Raw genomic sequence first — 18,916 nt, 5'->3', positions numbered from 1 at the left:
GTATATTTTTACCTCTTGAAAAATACTGGGAAAAAGTTAGAATAGATAAAGCAAGCGATTACATTATAAAAGAGGAGGCATTATGATGGCCACTTTCTTAGCATCTATAATTATATTAATTATTGGTTATTTCACATATGGTAAAATCGTTGAAAAGATTTTTGGCCCAACAGATAAAAGAGATACACCGGCAAACTCTATCAATGACGGGGTAGACTATGTTCCGATGCATAAACAACGAAATGCTATGATTCAGTTACTCAACATCGCGGGTACCGGTCCGATATTCGGTCCAATTATGGGGGCGCTCTATGGTCCTGTTGCGTTTCTTTGGATTGTAATCGGTTCCATATTTGCCGGGGCAGTTCATGATTATTTAACTGGAATGATCTCCATTCGGAATAACGGGGCACATATTCCAGAATTGGCAGGCAAGTTTCTTGGAAAGTTCTCGCGTCATCTGGTGAACGCTTTTTCCTTATTATTGCTAGTTTTAGTTGGTACTGTCTTCATTACAACACCAGCTTCCTTAATAGATATTCTATTGGATGGAAAAGTTGCATTCGGGGTAATTTTAGGTGCTATTTTTCTTTATTACTTCCTTTCCACGATCCTGCCGGTTAATCAAATTATCGGCAGAATTTATCCAGTGCTTGGAGCGATTTTGTTAATCGGGACTGTATCGATAGGAATTTCCCTCGTATTTTCCGATTATACGATCCCGGAACTGACACTGCAAAACCTGCACCCTGAAAACTTACCGGTATTTCCGTTACTGTTCTTTACAATTACTTGTGGTGCCTTATCTGGATTCCACGCAACACAATCACCAATTATTTCTCGAACAACCCAGAAAGAATCGCAAGGACGTTACATTTTCTACGGGATGATGATTGCCGAAGGGATTATTGCAATGATTTGGGCGGCGGCAGCGATGAGTATATTCGATGGCCGGACATTAAGTGAAGTTATTGCAACAGGTACAGCGTCTGCAGCAGTTAACGAGATATCTGTGACCCTGCTCGGTGCCATTGCAGGTACAGTTGCCGTTCTAGGGGTGATTGTTCTTCCGATTACATCAGGAGATACAGCTTTTCGGGCGGCAAGGTCAATCGTGGCAGATTATATTGGTCTGGGACAGAAAAAAGTATTCAACCGTTTAATCATTGCATTGCCACTGTTTGCGATTGGTTATATATTAACAAACATTGACTTTAACATTTTGTGGAGATATTTTTCCTGGGCCAACCAGGCAACTTCGGTGATCGCATTGTGGATTGCTACAATGTATCTAATAGTAAAAGGGAAAAATTATTTGATCTCTTTAATACCAGCAATATTTATGACATATATGGTTTTTGTATATATTCTCAATGCAAAAATTGGGTTCAATCTCGATTTGAATCTTTCCTTTATTGTCGGCATATTCCTTACTGCCGGACTTGTGTATCTGTTCTTTAATAAAGCAGGAAAAAATAAAGCAGGGAAGATAGAAGTTGATATGATAGACGCAGCATCATAATCCGAACAAGGGGGAGGAACTCAGCCTGTCCCTTGTTCTTCTTTTAATCCTTTTACTAAAGAAACGATCATCACAAGCACAATAGCAGTAAACGGAAGTGCCGCCAATATCGCCACAGCTCTTAAGGCTTCCAGACCACCGCTCAGCAGCAATACCGCTGCGGTAATCGAAATACAGAATCCCCAGGCTAATTTCACAAATTTCGCAGGATTAAGGACTCCTTTCGATGAAATCACACTTAATACATAGCTTGCTGAATCAGCGGATGTAATAAAGAAAATAGAGATAAGCAGTATTCCGAGAATATTTAATATCAAACCGAACGGTAAATCGCCGAGCATAAGGAAAAATGCCAGTTCTTCATTTTCCTGCGCCTTCCCTGCAATATCCAGCCCGCCAATAATCTGCTTGTGCAAGCCGGTACCGCCCATGATCGAAAACCAGACCGCACTAAGCAATGCCGGGACAAACAATACCCCGAGCACAAATTCCTTTATTGTTCTGCCGCGCGAAATTCTGGCAATAAATGTTCCGACATAAGGTCCCCAGGCGATCACCCATGCCCAGAAGAAGATTGTCCACTGGCCTCGCCAATCTCCATCACCATATGGAGACAAGGATAAGCTTAACGGAATATACTCACCGATGTACTGGCCCAGAACAGTGACAAAACTGTCCAGTAAAAATGCAGTAGGACCCAGAAATAATACGAGGATCATCAAAACGCCTGCGACAATTATATTGCTTGTGCTCAAGTAGCGGATCCCTTTGTCCACCCCTGATAATAAAGAGGTAATAAACAAGCCGGTAATCACAGCAATGATGATCAGCTGGCTGATTTCATTATTTGGTGTGCCGAAAACCTCTGAGAGTCCGCCGCTTACCTGCATGGCACTTAACCCAAACGTTGTTGCCACACCAACGGCAGTTGCTATGGTAGATAGAATGTTAATCACTTTTCCAAGCGCTCCATTTGCCTTTTCGCCTATTAATGGATAGAATGCATGACTAATAAGCCCGGGGCGCTTTTTCCTGAATTTAAAAAATGCCATCGACAAACCGATAATGGCAAAAACACCCCAAGGCTGAAGGGCCCAGTGGAAAACACTATACATTAACGCAGCCTCTGCCGCCGCTTCTGTTTCCGCCTGATATCCCGGAGGTGGCTCAACATAAAGCAGGACAGGCTCAGCCACTCCCCAAAATACAAGCCCGACGCCCATTCCTGTCGCAAAAAGCAAACCTAGCCAGGAAAAGAAAGAATATTTTGGCTTACTGTCTTGTTTCCCTAATTTCATATTCCGGTAAGGGCTGATGGCAAGATACAAACATGCCAAAACAAATATCGTTGTAGCAAGCATATAAAACCAGCTGAAATACTCATTCATCCAGCCCATCCCTGCATTCGATGTATCACTTAAATGCTTCGGAAAGAAAGCACCCCAGCAAACCAGAACTGCAATGATACCAAAACTTGTATAAAAAACAACTCCAGGTCTTGTTTTTTCTTTCCTGTTCATTGAATCCTCCTTTTTAAGTATAATCCACAGTACATATACCCTTGTGCTGATTTTATTAAAACAAATACTTCCTGCAAGGGCTGTGTGATATGTTTTTCTTTTCACTCATTTGGGGAAAATGATTAGTATTGTTACAAAAAAAGTAAGGGAGGATCAATCATGCATGAAATGGATTTACATCATATTTTTCAACTTGCACTTATTCTCGTTATGATTGCAGCTGGTATTACAGCAATTGCCAAAAAGTTCAAACAGCCTTATCCGATTGCACTGGTCATTGTCGGAGCCATTATTGGTCTTGTTAATATTCCTGTACTGGAACCATTGAAGGATTTTATTACAGAAGGGGAAGTTTTTAATTTCGTTATTATTACGCTGTTCCTTCCCGCGCTGCTGGGGGAAGCGGCGTTGAAGCTTCCCTTTTCCCATTTAAACGAAAACAAAAAGCCGATTCTTGCTCTGGCATTTGGCGGGACATTTCTATCTTTTATTATCATCGGCTTCTCTTCAGTCTGGTTATTGGAATTCACGATTCCGGCTGCATTTGTTTTTGCAGCCCTTATGAGTGCCACAGATCCTGTTAGTGTTCTATCTATATTTAAAAGCGTTGGGGTGAAAAAAAGACTTGCTACTGTTATTGAAGGGGAAAGCTTGTTTAATGATGGATTAGCAGTTGTTTTATTCAATATATCAGCATTCTCACTCATCTCCTATATGGATCTCGGGCTGCTGGGCGCAGGTTATGGAGTGTGGGAATTTGTAAAAGTCATTTCACTAGGTCTGATTATCGGCGGATTAATGGGCTACGGATTTTCCCGATTAACAAGATACTTTGATGACTATCCGCTAGAAATTATTTTTAGTATGATTCTCTTTTATGGCTCCTTTTTACTCGCGGAAAGCTTCCATGCATCAGGGGTAATTGCCGTTGTGGTGGCAGCACTTATATTTGGGAATTATGGTTCGAAAACCGGGATGAGCCCTGCAACCAAATTAAACATTAACAATTTTTGGGATGTTGCAACATTGCTTGCCAACTCCCTCGTCTTCTTAATGGTAGGATTGGAAATCACGAGAATTGATGTGGCAGAAAACTGGGGGCTAATTTTTATTGCCATTATTATTGTGCTTATTGCCAGAAGTTTTGCAGTGTACAGCAGTCTTTTCTTTATAAAAAATATCCCGCTTTCCTGGAAACATATCCTGAACTGGGGTGGACTAAAGGGCTCTTTATCCATTGCCCTTGTTTTAAGCCTTCCGAGGGACTTTGAAGGACGCGAAGAAATTCTGCTTCTGGCATTTAGTGTTGTCTTGTTTTCCCTTGTCGTACAGGGCCTGTCGATCAAACCGCTTATCTCATGGCTGGGTGTGAATAAAAAAGAAGCAAGCCATCAGGAATATGAAGCAATCATGGCACGTGCCCACAGAATGGAAACAGGCATTCAGGAAATTCTGAAGGTAAGAAAGAGATTATTCGTAACAGAAGTAGTTTCAAGGGAAATTACCGATGAATACGAAGAACAACGGGCGGAACTGCACAAAGAAATAGACGAGCTTTTCGAGAAACATCCAGAACTGAGAGAAAAACAGGAAGTGGCTTTATTGAAGCATTCGCTATATGCCCAGTACGAAGCAATCGATCATCTGCTAAGAGAGGAGATTATCTCAAGGGAAGTAGCAGAAAAAGAGAAAGACCTGATTACAAACAAGATCGTAGAACTGGAGGAAGGACATTAGGAAGAAGGTGGGGTGATATAATTCCCTTGCAGCAGTATGTAAAAAACCCCATTTGCCCATACGATGGTAAAGGCTTGTTCCTTTGTATTCATTCTCCCTTATATTATAATCATGTAAGGAGAACATACAGAACGGATGAAGGGGGCGGGAGCACATTGGACATACAAATAAATCAGAAGATCATCAAAGACAGGTGTGGAACGGTCTCCTTCAAGAAGGGAAAAGCCTTTTATGATGCGGATAAAGTAACATTTCACCACTACACAGCAAGGAGCTGTGAGGCAACTGTAGCGGGGGCAGAAGAGTTTCATGTCACTGTAAAAAGTGGGGAAGGCGGGATCGAGACAGCATGCACTTGTACCACTTTGCCTTCCTTTAAAAATGATTGTCAGCATATTGCGGCAGTTTTAATCGCCCTTAATGAACATAAGCGCAATGGGACAGTTCCTGTTGCATCAGAAAAATACCATCTGACACAAGGTCTTGTGTCTATTTTTAACAGGAACCCTGCCCGCCCGAGCGGCCATCAGTCTCACTTCGAAAATCGCCAGGTCCTTAATTTAATCTTCACATGTAAGCCGGTTATGACAGAGAAGGGTCAGTACTTGCTTGGGGTGCAAATAAATATCGGACCGATCAGAGTAGAAAACATTGGCGATTTTCTTGAAAAAATAAAAAATGGCACACCTGTCCCATTATCAGGTTCCTTTACTTATGACACGAAACTTCACTGTTTTCCTGCAGAAACAGATGCAGTTCTTCAACAGCTTACTAAGATAAAGCATGACTCTGACCAAAATACAACACCTCATCTTTTGCTGATTCCGCCATCTTCCGGTAACACGCTCATCCCTTTACTGGCAAAAGCACCACTCGTGAAGCTGGAATATGACGGAAACACCTATGAGGGTCTTCAATTATCTGAAGAGCGGCTCCCTTTGCAGTTTACTTTTTCTGAAGCGGAAGGGGCAGACTATCAGCTGAAGATATACGGCTTTACCCGGTTGTTTGTCATGGATCCCTACCGCCTCGTTCTTTATGAGGGAAAACTGATCCAGACAGGAGCAGAGCAGAACGAACAGCTCGTGAATTTAAAACAGCTGCTGGATAGATCAGGAACGAACCAGATTCCCATCCCAAATGAGCAAATGGACTTTTTTATGGAGAAGGTTGTCCCGGGATTGCGGAAGTTAGGAAATGTCCGTTTATCGGGAGCTATAAGGAAGCAGTACGACAAAACGCCATTAGTTGCCAAGCTTTACCTTGACCGGGTAAAAAACCGTCTGCTTGCAGGATTGGAATTCCATTATGAAAATGTGATGATCAATCCATTAGAGAATAGTGAACCACATGATAAACTGCCAATCATCAGGGATGAAGAGAAGGAAAAAGAAATTCTGAAACTAATGGATGAAAGCTCGTTTACTCAAACAGAAGGCGGATATTTCTTGCATAATGAAGAGCTGGAATATGAGTTTTTGCACCATATCATTCCGAAGCTGGAGCCGCTTGTCCAGATATATGCTACAACTGCTGTTAGAAACCGGGTCTTTAGAGCAAATGCCCGTCCGAAAATCAGGGTCGCTTTTAAAAAGGAACGGACAAACTGGCTTGAATTCAAGTTTGAATTTGACGGCATTCATGAAAAGCATATCCGTGAACTGTTGCAGGCACTTGAGGAAAAGCGGAAATACTACCGTCTGCGTAACGGGTCCCTTTTGTCACTGGAGACAAGCGAATTCGATGAAATAAGAAGATTTCTGAATGCCGTACCTGTCCAGGATGGAGATTTGGAAAAGGGCTTTGAAGTCCCTGTAGTCAAGGGGCTGAAACTTCTTGACACTGTGGAGGATCAGGATATATTTCAGATAGAAAACTCATTCCGGCAGTTTTTGAAAAAAATCGAACATCCGGATGAATCGGCGTTTGAGGTGCCTGATAGCTTATACGCGATTATGAGGGATTACCAAAAACGTGGCTACCGCTGGATGAAAACAATTGCTGATTATGGATTTGGCGGAGTTTTGGCAGATGATATGGGGTTAGGCAAAACATTGCAAAGCATTGCCTACATGTTATCGGAGCTACCGGCAATCCGTGAAAAAAAGCTGCCAGCACTCGTTGTATGCCCATCATCTTTAACCTATAACTGGTTGAGTGAGGTGAACAAATACTCACCGGAATTAAGGGCAATCATTATCGACGGGAAAAAATCGGACCGCATTCTTAAACAGAAGGATGCGATGAATAGTGATGTACTGATTACTTCCTATCCGCTGCTGTTGAAGGATATCCAGTGGTACCATAAGCAATCATTCCACACCGCATTTTTTGACGAGGCCCAGGCATTCAAGAACCCTTACACCCAAACGGCCAAAGCGGTAAAAAAAATTCAGGCAGGCCACAAATTTGCTCTGACCGGTACACCTGTCGAGAATTCACTGGAAGAGCTCTGGTCCATTTTTCATGTCGTTTTCCCTGAACTTTTACTTGGAATGAAAGAGTTCAGTAATCTGACAAGGGACAAAGTTTCCCGAAGAATCCGGCCATTTCTGCTCCGCAGGCTGAAAGAGGATGTGTTGGAAGAGCTGCCGGAAAAAATAGAATCAACCGAATCTATCGAGTTGCTGCCAGATCAGAAGAAGTTATATGCAGCCTATCTCGCCAAATTAAAACAAGAGACACTGAAGCACCTTGATAAAGACACACTCCGGAAAAATAAAATCAAAATACTCGCAGGCTTAACACGATTACGGCAAATTTGCTGTCACCCTGGATTGTTTGTCGATGGTTATAAAGGAAGCTCAGCAAAATTTGAGCAATTAATGCAGCTTGTCGAGGAATCAAGATTGTCTGGCAGAAGGGTACTGATTTTTTCCCAGTTTACAAAAATGCTGGAACTGATTGGACGTGAATTAGCCTATCAGGGACTGCCATTTTTCTATCTCGATGGGCAGACACCATCAGAAGAACGGGTGCAATTATGTGATCGATTTAATGAAGGGGAGCGGGATCTGTTTCTTATTTCCCTAAAAGCAGGCGGTACAGGTCTGAATTTAACCGGTGCCGATACCGTGATTCTATATGATCTTTGGTGGAATCCTGCTGTGGAAGAACAGGCAGCAGACCGTGCCCACCGGATGGGACAGACAAAATCGGTGGAAGTAATCAAGCTGATCAGCCGCGGTACAATTGAGGAAAAAATTAATCAATTACAAGAAAAGAAGAGGGACTTAGTTGAGGAGATAATCGGGGATAAAGCGAACACTTCTAAGAGTATGAGTGAGGAGGATATTAAGGAGATATTGATGATATAGAGAGGTAGCGGTTCTGTAAGATTCTGCCGTTTTGATTTTTCATTTTTAGATCTCAACCGGAACGTACGTTCTTGCTTGTGGGAGGGAACTGTGTTATTCTTATTTAAGAATATACAATCTCTTAAAGGCATCAAACTTAAATGAAAGAAGTTGATGCAATTGAAAATGAAAAATCCACATGATAAGTTTTTCAAGGAAACTTTTTCTAATGTGGATGTGTTTAAGGATTTTATTAAATACTATGCACCAGAGAGTATCGCAAAGATAATGGATTATGAAAGTATTGAGCCACAAAAAGATAGTTTCATTTCCAATTCACTGGATGAGTTCTTTTCTGATTTGTTATTCAAACTGAAGTTGAACGACAGGGAAGGTTATATTTATTTATTGTTAGAACATAAAAGTTATCCGAGCAGGAATACAGCCTTCCAATTATTGCAGTATATGATCGCAATCTGGCGAAAAAGCAACGCATCAAAGGGTTCTGGTGATCTGCCAGTTATCTTACCTCTAGTACTTTTTCATGGGGAGAAGAACTGGCACATCCCTCGAAGTTTCGGTGAATTGTTGGAGGGATTTGAATCTCTGCCAAAGGAAGTTAAGCAATATGTACCTAATTTTGAATATGTTCTATGTGATGTGTCTAAATTAAAAGATGAGGATATTCGAGGGGCAGTACAATTAAAAATAATACTAACACTTTTTCGGGATATAATGATAAAAACAGATGATGAATTAATCCAATCGGTTACCCGTTCACTAAGCTACCTTACTCAACTAGAAGATCAGGATAGTGTTACCCAGTACTTAGAGACAATGATTCGATATGTATGGAACGTCGATCGTAAGCTTACAAATCAGCACTTTCATGATATGATACATTATATAGAAAATCATTTTCCGGAAAGGAGCGAACTATCCATGTCCATAGCCGATATGCTTCGAGAGGAAGGTAGAAAAGAAGGGAAAGCAGAAGGAATAGAGGAAGCAAAAATTACAACATTAGTTGAAGTGGCTGTTAAATTGATAAACAAACATGTAGATGCAGTACCCCCAGCTCTGGAAAAGAAGTTATATAAACAAGACGAAGAAACATTAAATCAGATTATAGATCAAGCTACAGAAGCAGATAATATGGAAGAAATATATAAATTAGTGAAGTGAAAGAACAGGAGGACCTGTTCTTTCTTTGTTATTGGTGGATGAGCGCTTCATCTATTTCCGATAAATCATTTTCTACATTAATTGGATTACTTAATACCCAGATAAAATAGAGTGCTTTTGCTGCTTTGGCACGTGTGACAACCTCTCCTGGTTCGAAGGACGTTCCATTGGAGATTCGCCCTCTGACAATCCCTTTCTCGGTTCGCACTAATCCAAGTTCATAGGCTCCCCTTACTTTAGTAAATAAAGCAGTTGAAATTTGGTGAGCATCAGTCAGTTTTTTAAAAGGCGTGACTGGATAATAAGTTTTCATATTTTCACTGTTTTCCTCATGATTGCTGGTATCATTATAGTCAGTCATATATTTAGGCTTTTGGCTGCCAAATTTAAGACAGTAGGCATCATATAATATAACAGCCATCATTTCTCTGGTTAAATGCTCTTCATTAAATGTTGTCATCTCATCCAATTTCACTTTTAACAGCGTTTCTAAAGCAAGGCGGAATTCCACTGTCCTCATAGGAACATCTGGATAAAAGTTACCATCTTCCTCTTTTTGCATGACCTTTAATTGCACTAATTTCTCAATCTGGTTTCTGTAATAGGCGTTATCCCCAGTCAGCGTATCTTTGCAACATTGGGAAAAAATATCTTCCCAGTTATCTGTTTCGATTGCTTTCTTCACAGAACTCTTCAGAAAGCCCTCAATTTCTGCTGCCACCTGATTCCCTTCCTTTTTTAACCGGGTAATCTCTGTAACGATGATGCGGGCAAACTGGTGTGCAAGTGCCTCTTTAAAATGGGTGCCATCGATCTTGTTGGACGGATGGCCATTGGCATAGGTGCCATCATTCGTTTTTCCGGGACTCTCGCCTGCTTCGATCGACATGAACAGAGCCTTCGTTGCCTTTACACCGATTTCATTATAATAATCGAGACTCTTTGTATTTAGATCAATTACCGGAATATTTAATTCCATTCCCATTCCCTTCAATATTTCCGGGAACTTTCTGTTTACAAATGAGTTATAATAGCGGCCTTCCATTAAACTGCTGTCAATCCGGGACATTGGTGTGACAAAAACCGGAATGAGACCGCGAGAGCGGATAGCGGGAATGTATAGATTTTTTATATAGGATCTGTACATATTTTCGGTGGAACCTCTTCCGAACCGATCGCCTTCATCTGTTCTCTCATCGTTATGGCCAAATTGAATAAAAATATAATCGCCCGCTTTTCCGGTTAATAAAATATCGTTTAGTCTGCCTTCGCTATATGCATTTTTAAATGATCTGCCACCCATCGAATAATTAATGATGTTCACTTTATCTGTATTAAATAAACGATGGAAAACCTGGCCCCACCCATGCATTGGGGCCTCTTCAAAAATATAGGATTTAACGGTGGAGTCACCAAGTAAAAATACGGATGGACTCTCGTCTTGACTCCGTTCGTTAAGCGGTATTGGCGTAATGATTATTTCCTTCAAACCGACAGATATGTTTTTACCTTTTGGCTCTACTTCAATATCGATATAATCACGCCCGTTGGCATAGGGAAAACTCCACTCATCTTCCGTAATTTTTGTAAAATTTTTCACTGGAATGAGTTTTGCGGCATCCCAGTAATCATTGCTGTCTGGAAAGTTTGGACGCATTCCAGATATGGATATAAGTGCATCAGAAGTCGGGCAGGTTGTTTTTATTCTTATTTGATATCCTCCAGGCGGTGTTTTTACTCGAAAGGCTAAGCCGAAATGGTTATAATCATCAGGATTCTCCGAGATATGACCGGAAAAGTATGGTTCCGAAATGGTATAACCATTGTCTGTTGCCTGGATCCTTTTTGTATGAACAATTCTGGGCGGGAAGGCACCCGTTAAATTAACAAAGCCATAACCCGCTTGTTCACTATAAATGGGAATATCTTCATGTCCACCTTTGTTGATAGAGATATAATCAGCTTTTGGCTGACTGGTAAAATTAAACTGGAGTTCTTTTGCAAACATTTTTTCTCTCCTAATCTATTTGGAATGACTCTTATATGATGCGTTGTATTCTTCGATGATGTCATTACCGCCTTCGGATTTCCACTTTTCTATTGCGGCATCAAAGCCTGCTTCATCAATTTGCCCTAATATATACTGATAAGTGGCATCTGTGATAATAGATTGCAGTCGGTTTCCTTCCATTGTCGCAGTTTCTGAATCAAGTGTTATCGTTGGATCGACAATTAAATGGTTCTCATTCTCTTTAACCAGTTCGACGGCTTCAGCCTTTGTTTCATACTCGATAAGTGCTTCATATCTGCCATTCGTATCAGGTTCACCAATTTCGATCGAAGAATATGGCTTTACTTCTCTTTCTGTTAAACTTTGATTATCGACAGGCAGTGCTTTTCCGTCTACCACTTCATAATGCTCACCTTCTATTCCCCAGGAAATTAAATTAGCATTTTCAGGTGTCATCATTTTGTCGAAGAAGGCCAGAATCTTCTTTAGTTCTTCTTCCGACTGAACAGAGCTTTTCGGGAAAAGTACGAGGTTTCCGTAACCGGGAATCGCCCAGACTCCGAACTCTCCGTCAGGACCCTTAATATTATTGATCACACCATATTCCGTTTCCGGGTTAATAGCGACGGCATCCTGATGTAATGTTCCGACATATTCCATATTCCCTACAAATAACCCGGCAGAGCCATTTTTCATAAACTCAATCTGGTCATTACTGCTGGCAACAGGGAAATCCTGATTAATATATCCATTCTCATGTAGTTCTTTAAAGAAATTCATCGTTTCCTTGTACTCATCGAACATGAACTCAGGCAGGAGCTGCCCGTCCTTTTCTCCCCAGTTATTCGGTGTACCAAACCATGAGGACACCGTTTTAAAGGCACCATAAACGAGATCTCCCCGATCTGTCACTCCAAATGTATCATCTTTTCCATTGCCATCAGGGTCGTCTTCTGTAAAAGCTCTCGCCATTTCCATAAATTCCTCTGTTGTTGCCGGTGCTGCCAGACTGAGGTTATCTGCCCAGTCTTTCCGGTAAATCAGCCCCTGACGTGATAATGGCCTTCCTTGATAGAGCGAATATAACTCTCCGTTGATGCGGGTATTATCCAATATCGGAACTTTTAATTTCTGCAGATTTTCAAATTCGTCCAAGTATTGACCGATTTCCCAGAACTGTCCGTCCCTGATCGCTTCTTTATATTGGGAAAATGTATTTTGATTCTTCAAAAAGATCGCATCAGGCAACGTATTTGTAGCAAATGCTGTACTCAGCCTGTCTTCATAGTTGTTGTCAGGGACCCATTGAATATCAGTTTTTGTGCTGGTATTTTCTTCAATAAGCTTTAATATCTTCTCATCAGGCACTTCTGGTGTGTGTAAATTCGCCATCATGGAAAATTCAAACACCTCACTTTCTGTACCCTCTTCCTTGCTGTTTGAAGCGTTTTCATTATTGCAGGCAGTTAGCAGAAAACATAATAATAATAATGCCAGTAAACCTCCTGCAAGTTGGTGATTCCAATAATTTCTTTTCATTTTGTATCCCTCCTATAGCTAAATCGTAAGGAAAATAGAGGATTACGTAAATAATCATTAGTTGATAATTCTTGCCGGCTTGTCTTTCGGCTGTTATGCTCCTATTTATAATCATTTCATTGGGTGAAAGATTATCCTTTATTCGCTAAACGGTAGTTGCCTGGTGTCATCCCTTCCATTTTTTTAAATGAGCGGATGAAATTCTGGGAATTTTTGTATCTTAGTTCCTCAGCAATTTGTTTCACAGATTTATCTGTCGTTCTTAACAGTGTTTTTGCTTTATCCAGTCTGTACTGAAGTAAATATTCAGAGAAAGAAGAGCCAGTCTCCTTTTGAAAAACTCCGCTCAGATAACTCACATTATAATGAAGTTTAGCTGCAATGGCATCGAGAGAAATCTCGCTAGTATAATTGTTGTGAATTAATTCAATTACCTGATCAGAAATCTTCTTATACTTATTCGTATCTTTTTCTTCAATTTTCTCAATAAGCGGCAATGTGATCTCAAAAATCAGCCAGTCCTCCATCTCTCTAAGTGTGGCTAGGTTCTTAAAATGTGTAATCATTTTTGCGTTTTCCAGCTGATCCAGATGGATGCCTAACACCTCTTTTAATTCATACAGTTCATATAAAAACCTTGAGAGCATTGTTTCGATCTGACCGGGATGGATGACATGCTTGGTAATATATTCAAACAGTGCCTCGATTTCCTCGGTTACTTTGGCTTTATCGCTTATTTTGATCGCATCAAAGATATTTTTCTTAATATGATTAGGAAAAGGTGCGATGGTAGAATAATTTCTGTTTAAATTTTCATAAAAAATAATGGCTGACTTATTTAGTTTCAAGCGGTATTTTAATGCCTCCTTACTTTCTTTATAAGCAGATTCTGCCTTTCGTAATTTCTTAAAACGCTCACTGATGCCAATACTTATGTGAATGTTAAGCAGTCTAAAGACCTCTTTCTGGATGAATTCAGCCTTTTGGTTAATGTGGCGGGTGTATCTGCTGTTCTGTTCCTGCCTGGAAATAATCACAGTTGACTGGATATCATCGAGTATAAATGGTGTAAATCTGTCTGTCGGCGGGATAATATCCTCAATAATATTATTTATCGCAAAGAGAACTAAATCTGTCTCATCTTCTTTAAACCTGTCATGCTCTGTCTGATCAATTTTCAGCGAGAAGATGGTCAGCCAGCCCCACACTTCCGGGTAGTGAAACTGCTTCAGCTTCACTGGTATTTCATCCTCTGTTACTTGTCCCTGTATTAAACGAATCATGAATAATTGCTTTAATGGCAGTATCTGACTCTGCGCCCTTTTTTCCAATTGCGTATTTTTAAGGGAGAGATTATGAATATGTGATTCGATCAGTTGAAACTCATTGGTGCCTGTCAAAGGTGATTTGCTGTCATGGTAGTTGATGATTGATGTTTTCAGATGATTAATCGGTTTATATAAAACTCGTGTACTAATAATCGCAAAAAGAAAGGACAGAATGGTTAGAATGCTTACAATCAGTAATGTAATCCATCCGATGCTGGCAGATTTCTGTTTTAGTGTGCTTAATTTTACTAAGGAGAGATAGGTCCAGCCCGTATACTCTGATTTTTCATAGATAAGTTTATAGTCTGTCCCGTTAAAAAGATATTCTGTCTGTCCGCTTTTTTCTGTCATATCTAACTTATCGAAATCCAATGTTATCGAAGTTTCCGGACTCGTATTCGCGATAATCTGCTTATCGTTATCAATGATCAGAAACGAATCCCCCGTATTTTTTTCTGAAATAATATCGGTTATTTCACAAGTCGGAATGAAAACACTGACTAATCCATTTTGCTCACCGGAGAATAATGGCAGCATTTTAACTAAATTTATATATTGGGGACAGGTGTTTCTGATATCTGTCGGAAATTTGATCATTTCTGCCTTTTCCAAAATCCAGCTTGACCTTCCTTCTAGATGCATGTAACTTTTCTTGATTTGTTCATATGTCTGATAATCCAATTTTTCAATCCCATTATTGCTCATCAGCCAATTATGCTCAAAGCTTGCAACCACGATATCTTCTATCCCTGTATCCATCGTCTGCAGCTGAATCAGGTCCCGGCGCAGCTGATGATAATCGGTGAAGTCGGGTACAGCAATATTTTGACTGAGAAGTTGCTGTGTCTGGCTCGAGCGGACAAAATTAGTTATCGAAAAATCGATATACTGTAAGGATTTCTCCACATTTGTTCTTACCTGATAAATATTCTGCAGCTTTTCTTCATTGGAGAGGTTCACCATTGCTTTAGAAGATTGCCAGAAAGAGAGACTTCCGGTGATCATTACAGGAAGGGTGCTCAGAATAATTAGAAACGCAATGAGTTTAAAAAAATGATTTTCCGAAAATTTCATGATTTTATACTTCCTTGTCATAGATAATTCAGTTTTCTTTGGAGGTAATTAGTTAAAATAAGAATACCGGCAAAACACATTTTCGTAAACAGCAAAAAATAAACCGCTTACATAAAAATGATCATTATCCACTATTAACTGTGAAGGAAGAGCAGGACTGTTGCGCCATTGACAGGGGGGATAATCATTTTCTCGCAAGTTTTGGGAGGATGGCTGTAATGATTATAAAAAGGATAATTACAAGAGGGATTACTGAATAGTGAAAAATTGATTATATACAAGATACTTTTCCTGCGTATAGGATAGAAAAAGGAGAGAAAAAAATGAAGAGGGTGATGAATTGAGAAAATGGCAGGTTTATTTAACGGGGGTAATCTTCCTGTTCCTTGTCATGACAGCATGCAGCCCAACTGGAGCAAACAGTAATCAGGAGGGACAAGCATCTTCTGAGGAAACATTTGAGTTCTCGATTATGGCAACACTTCATGCCCCAGAGGCACCGAACGAAAAAGTTCTCAAAGAAATGGAAAAAGCTGCGAATGTTAAATTAGATATTCAATGGGTGCCGAACACGAGTTACCAGGATCGGCTGAGTACTGCTTTTGCAACAAATACCCTTCCAGATGCTGTGTTTTTCGGAAACCAGGCAATTTTTAACCAATTTCGTGATGCAATGGAAGACGGACAGTTTTGGGAGATCGGCCCATATTTAGACGAATTCGAAAATCTATCGAAATTAAAAGATAATATTTTGGAAAACACAAAAGTAAATGGGAAATTATATGCTTTATATCAAGGGGTTCCACTGTCAAGACAAGGATTAATCTACCGGAAAGACTGGGCAGATAACCTCGGATTGGAGGCACCGAAAACTACTGGTGATTTTCTGGAAATGGCAAGAGCATTTACAGAAGATGACCCAGATCAGAATGGCGTTGATGATACATTTGGAGTGGCAGATCGGAGCGACTTAATTTACGGTGCGTTCAAGACTGTTTCCTCATGGTTCGGCACGCCGAATAACTGGGGAGAGAAAGATGGACAGCTGTTACCGGAATTCATGTTTGATGAGTATATGCAAACAATGGATTTTTTTAAGACAATGTTTGAAAATGGATACATCAATCAGGATTTCCCTGTGACTAGTAAAACAGATCAGCAGGAATTTTTGAAAAATGGCACTGCAGGGATGTATGTCGGTGCAATAGGCGATGTGGGCGGATTATATACAGATGCAGCCACAATAAATTCCGGTGTGGAGTTCGATGTTCAGAACCAGATTAAAGGGCCGGATGGAGAGTTTGGAATCTGGTCAGTACCCGGCTACGGTAGTGCACTCATGTTCCCGAAACGTTCGGTTGAATCAGAAGAAGAATTAAAACAAATTCTCGCTTTTTTTGATAAGATGATGACACCGGAACTGTCCAATCTTGCTAATTGGGGGATAGAAGGGGAGCATTATGAAGTTGTTGATGGAAAGGCCTTGCCTGTTAACAATAAAGAATTAACAGACAGGGAGGTAAAACCATATCTGTCCATACTGATCGGTGAAGCGGAAACGAGAGGAAGCTATGAACTTTTAAGGGAGCTTGAGGTTGTGGCCAAATCAGCAGAATTAATAAAAGACAATGAGAATTATTTAATCGATGATCCAACCATCCCGCTTTATTCCCAAACCCAGATAAGGGACGGTGCCCGCCTGCAGCAGTTGATCACAGATGCAACCTATCAGTACATGATAGGCCAGATTGATAAAACAGGATTTGAAACAGCTGTTGAAGAATGGCGTTCACTTGGCGGGGATGCAATTATTGAAGAATACAATGCATCATGGCAAGAGATGAAATAATGGATGGGAAGGGGCGCCAGAATGTGGCGGCCCTTCACTTTACTGGGGAGTTTTTGTTTTATTACTTCAGCAGCGACCTTGATATCGGTGCGATTGTCAGACTCTGTATTGTCAGGGATAATAATATTACCGTAAAGCTGACACCGACGATCCATTCACTCTGAATTCCGCTGGCACTTTTAGCGAACAATGTTAATACTAAAAATACAGACATGGATCCTTTAAGCCCTGCCCAGGACAATAAGAAGTTATAACGCCAGGAAAGGGAGTGGACGACCTTCGTTATTCCGTAAATAGTAATAAACCGGACAAAAATCATGAAAACGAAGATGATAGCGGCATACAGCCAGTAATCTAATTTTAAATATTCGGTCATTTCAATCCCGATTACTAAAAACAAAATCGCGAGTAAACTATGTTCAGCAATCTCCCAGAATCCATCTAGTGATTTTCGAAAGTGATCTTCCTTCTCTGCACGCCCATATTCATACGAGATCATCATGCCGCTTGCTACTGTTGCAAGCACACCGGAAACACCGACAGCTTCTGCAATCAGGAAGGACCCGTATGCCAAAATAATACTGAGCATAATCTGGTAATTCCTGTCATGCGAATAGTGGACAATTTTGCTTACTAAAAAACCAGCAGCAAGACCAATCAGAACACCGCCAATGGAAACGAGCAGAAATTCCCCGGAAAATGAGAAGAAAGAAAATCCCTTCTCACGGGTCGCCATTGACAATAAAGTGGTAAATAGCACAATACTCGTCCCGTCATTTAACATTGACTCCCCTTCAACTATGCTGGCAATTTCCTCATTCCCTGTCGCTTTTTTAATAATAGAAACAACCGACACTGGATCAGTAGGCGTCAGTATTGCAGCAGCAATAGAAGCCTCGAGTAACCCAATTGGAGATATAATTGAAATCAGGTAGCCAAGTATAAGCACATTTAAAACAATCCCTACCGTCGCAAGGGAGACGATGATGCTGGCACTTTTCCGAAAATCTTTTATTGGAAACTGATAGGCAGATACAAATAATAATGCCGGCAAAAAGACATGATAAATCGTATTCTCTGTCAATCGTGCTGAATCAAAATAAGGAATGAAAGCAAGCCCCACGCCAAGCACTACTAATATTGCAGGGACAGGGAAGTCATCCTTCTTTTTATCAATCGTAAAAATTATGTAGCCAATCGTCAGTAAAATGATAATAAGTTCAATAGACATTTTCTCACCACCTATGTAGTAAGTATTCCCAATTTTAATAGGTGGAAACATTGACGGAGGGGAACGAGCGGGTATTGGTAATATAGGGAGATCAGGACGAAATCTACGGAGCGAGAGGTGGAGATTTGGTTGTGATTCGTCGATCAGGACGAAATCTCCGGAGTGAGAGCGGAAGATTTGGTTGTGATTCTTCGATCAGGACAAAATCTTTGGAGAGAGAGCGGGAGATTTGGTTGTGATCCTTCGATCAGGACGAAATCTTTGGAGTGAGAGGTGGAGATTTGGTTGTGATCTCGCCATCAGGACGAAATCTCGGGAGTGAGAGCGGAAGATTTGGTTGTGATTCGTCGATCAGGACGAAATCTTTGGAGAGAGAGCGGAAGATTTGGTTGTGATACTTCAATCAGGACGAAATCTTTGGAGTGAGAGGGGGAGATTTGGAGTGATCTCATCATCAGGACGAAATCTCAGGAGAGAGAGCGGGAGATTTGGTTGTGATTCGTCGATCAGGACGAAATCTCAAGATTGAGAGGGAGAGATTTGGTTGTGACTCTTCAATCAGGACGAAATCTCAGGAGTGAGAGGGAGAGATTTGGTTGTGATTCTTCGATCAGGACGAAATCT

10 protein-coding genes are annotated in these 18,916 nt (G+C 40.7%); 5 read left to right on the top strand and 5 right to left on the bottom strand.

Features of this window, described 5'->3' with window-relative positions; translation table 11 throughout:
* Positions 1–85 precede the first annotated feature (85 nt).
* Positions 86–1,522, top strand: a complete 1,437-nt coding sequence (locus BMW36_RS14970) for a carbon starvation CstA family protein (RefSeq protein WP_089742554.1) — start codon at positions 86–88, stop codon at positions 1,520–1,522.
* 20 nt (positions 1,523–1,542) lie between these two features.
* Here BMW36_RS14970 and BMW36_RS14965 read toward each other — a convergent pair whose 3' ends face one another.
* Positions 1,543–3,042 (bottom strand): BCCT family transporter, encoded by a 1,500-nt coding sequence (locus BMW36_RS14965; protein WP_089742552.1) that lies wholly within the window; start codon positions 3,040–3,042, stop codon positions 1,543–1,545.
* Positions 3,043–3,201: 159 nt separating this feature from the next.
* Here BMW36_RS14965 and BMW36_RS14960 point away from each other — a divergent pair, with 159 nt between their 5' ends.
* The 3 genes from BMW36_RS14960 to BMW36_RS14950 all read left to right on the top strand — a co-directional run bounded on the left by BMW36_RS14960 (position 3,202) and on the right by BMW36_RS14950 (position 9,260).
* Positions 3,202–4,779, top strand: a complete 1,578-nt coding sequence (locus BMW36_RS14960) for a Na+/H+ antiporter (RefSeq protein WP_089742550.1) — start codon at positions 3,202–3,204, stop codon at positions 4,777–4,779.
* Between the two features lie 155 nt (positions 4,780–4,934).
* The gene (locus tag BMW36_RS14955; protein ID WP_089742548.1) at positions 4,935–8,096 is read left to right on the top strand and encodes a DEAD/DEAH box helicase; all 3,162 of its coding nucleotides are present in this window, start codon (positions 4,935–4,937) and stop codon (positions 8,094–8,096) included.
* Between the two features lie 153 nt (positions 8,097–8,249).
* On the top strand, positions 8,250–9,260 hold the full coding sequence (locus BMW36_RS14950) for an Rpn family recombination-promoting nuclease/putative transposase (RefSeq protein WP_089742546.1): 1,011 nt from the start codon (positions 8,250–8,252) through the stop codon (positions 9,258–9,260).
* Positions 9,261–9,288: 28 nt separating this feature from the next.
* Here BMW36_RS14950 and BMW36_RS14945 read toward each other — a convergent pair whose 3' ends face one another.
* From BMW36_RS14945 to BMW36_RS14935, 3 genes are all read right to left on the bottom strand, one after another.
* Positions 9,289–11,268 (bottom strand): SGNH/GDSL hydrolase family protein, encoded by a 1,980-nt coding sequence (locus tag BMW36_RS14945; RefSeq protein ID WP_089742544.1) that lies wholly within the window; start codon positions 11,266–11,268, stop codon positions 9,289–9,291.
* 15 nt (positions 11,269–11,283) lie between these two features.
* On the bottom strand, positions 11,284–12,810 hold the full coding sequence (locus BMW36_RS14940) for an extracellular solute-binding protein (RefSeq protein WP_089742541.1): 1,527 nt from the start codon (positions 12,808–12,810) through the stop codon (positions 11,284–11,286).
* 131 nt (positions 12,811–12,941) lie between these two features.
* Positions 12,942–15,212, bottom strand: a complete 2,271-nt coding sequence (locus tag BMW36_RS14935) for a helix-turn-helix domain-containing protein (RefSeq protein WP_089742539.1) — start codon at positions 15,210–15,212, stop codon at positions 12,942–12,944.
* Positions 15,213–15,603: 391 nt separating this feature from the next.
* On the opposite strand from BMW36_RS14935, the gene BMW36_RS14930 reads away from it, so the two are divergent.
* Entirely contained in the window at positions 15,604–17,061 is a 1,458-nt protein-coding gene (locus BMW36_RS14930; RefSeq protein ID WP_089742619.1) for an extracellular solute-binding protein, read from the top strand.
* A 61-nt stretch (positions 17,062–17,122) separates the two neighbouring features.
* Here the strand turns inward: BMW36_RS14930 and BMW36_RS14925 are convergent, their stop codons facing one another.
* On the bottom strand, positions 17,123–18,292 hold the full coding sequence (locus BMW36_RS14925; RefSeq protein WP_089742537.1) for a cation:proton antiporter: 1,170 nt from the start codon (positions 18,290–18,292) through the stop codon (positions 17,123–17,125).
* Positions 18,293–18,916: the final 624 nt, after the last annotated feature.

This window comes from Gracilibacillus ureilyticus, from assembly GCF_900111195.1.
Lineage (GTDB): Bacteria > Bacillota > Bacilli > Bacillales > Amphibacillaceae > Gracilibacillus > Gracilibacillus ureilyticus.
This window is presented reverse-complemented; position numbering and strand designations above follow the sequence as displayed.

Bases quoted from the DNA above. Each gene is read 5' to 3' on its own strand.
- BMW36_RS14970 (WP_089742554.1), top strand. From the start codon at position 86: ATGGCCACTTTCTTAGCATCTATAATTATATTAATTATTGGTTATTTC.
- BMW36_RS14965 (WP_089742552.1), bottom strand. From the start codon at position 3,042: ATGAACAGGAAAGAAAAAACAAGACCTGGAGTTGTTTTTTATACAAGT.
- BMW36_RS14960 (WP_089742550.1), top strand. From the start codon at position 3,202: ATGCATGAAATGGATTTACATCATATTTTTCAACTTGCACTTATTCTC.
- BMW36_RS14950 (WP_089742546.1), top strand. From the start codon at position 8,250: ATGCAATTGAAAATGAAAAATCCACATGATAAGTTTTTCAAGGAAACT.
- BMW36_RS14945 (WP_089742544.1), bottom strand. From the start codon at position 11,268: ATGTTTGCAAAAGAACTCCAGTTTAATTTTACCAGTCAGCCAAAAGCT.
- BMW36_RS14940 (WP_089742541.1), bottom strand. From the start codon at position 12,810: ATGAAAAGAAATTATTGGAATCACCAACTTGCAGGAGGTTTACTGGCA.
- BMW36_RS14935 (WP_089742539.1), bottom strand. From the start codon at position 15,212: ATGAAATTTTCGGAAAATCATTTTTTTAAACTCATTGCGTTTCTAATT.
- BMW36_RS14930 (WP_089742619.1), top strand. From the start codon at position 15,604: ATGACAGCATGCAGCCCAACTGGAGCAAACAGTAATCAGGAGGGACAA.
- BMW36_RS14925 (WP_089742537.1), bottom strand. From the start codon at position 18,292: ATGTCTATTGAACTTATTATCATTTTACTGACGATTGGCTACATAATT.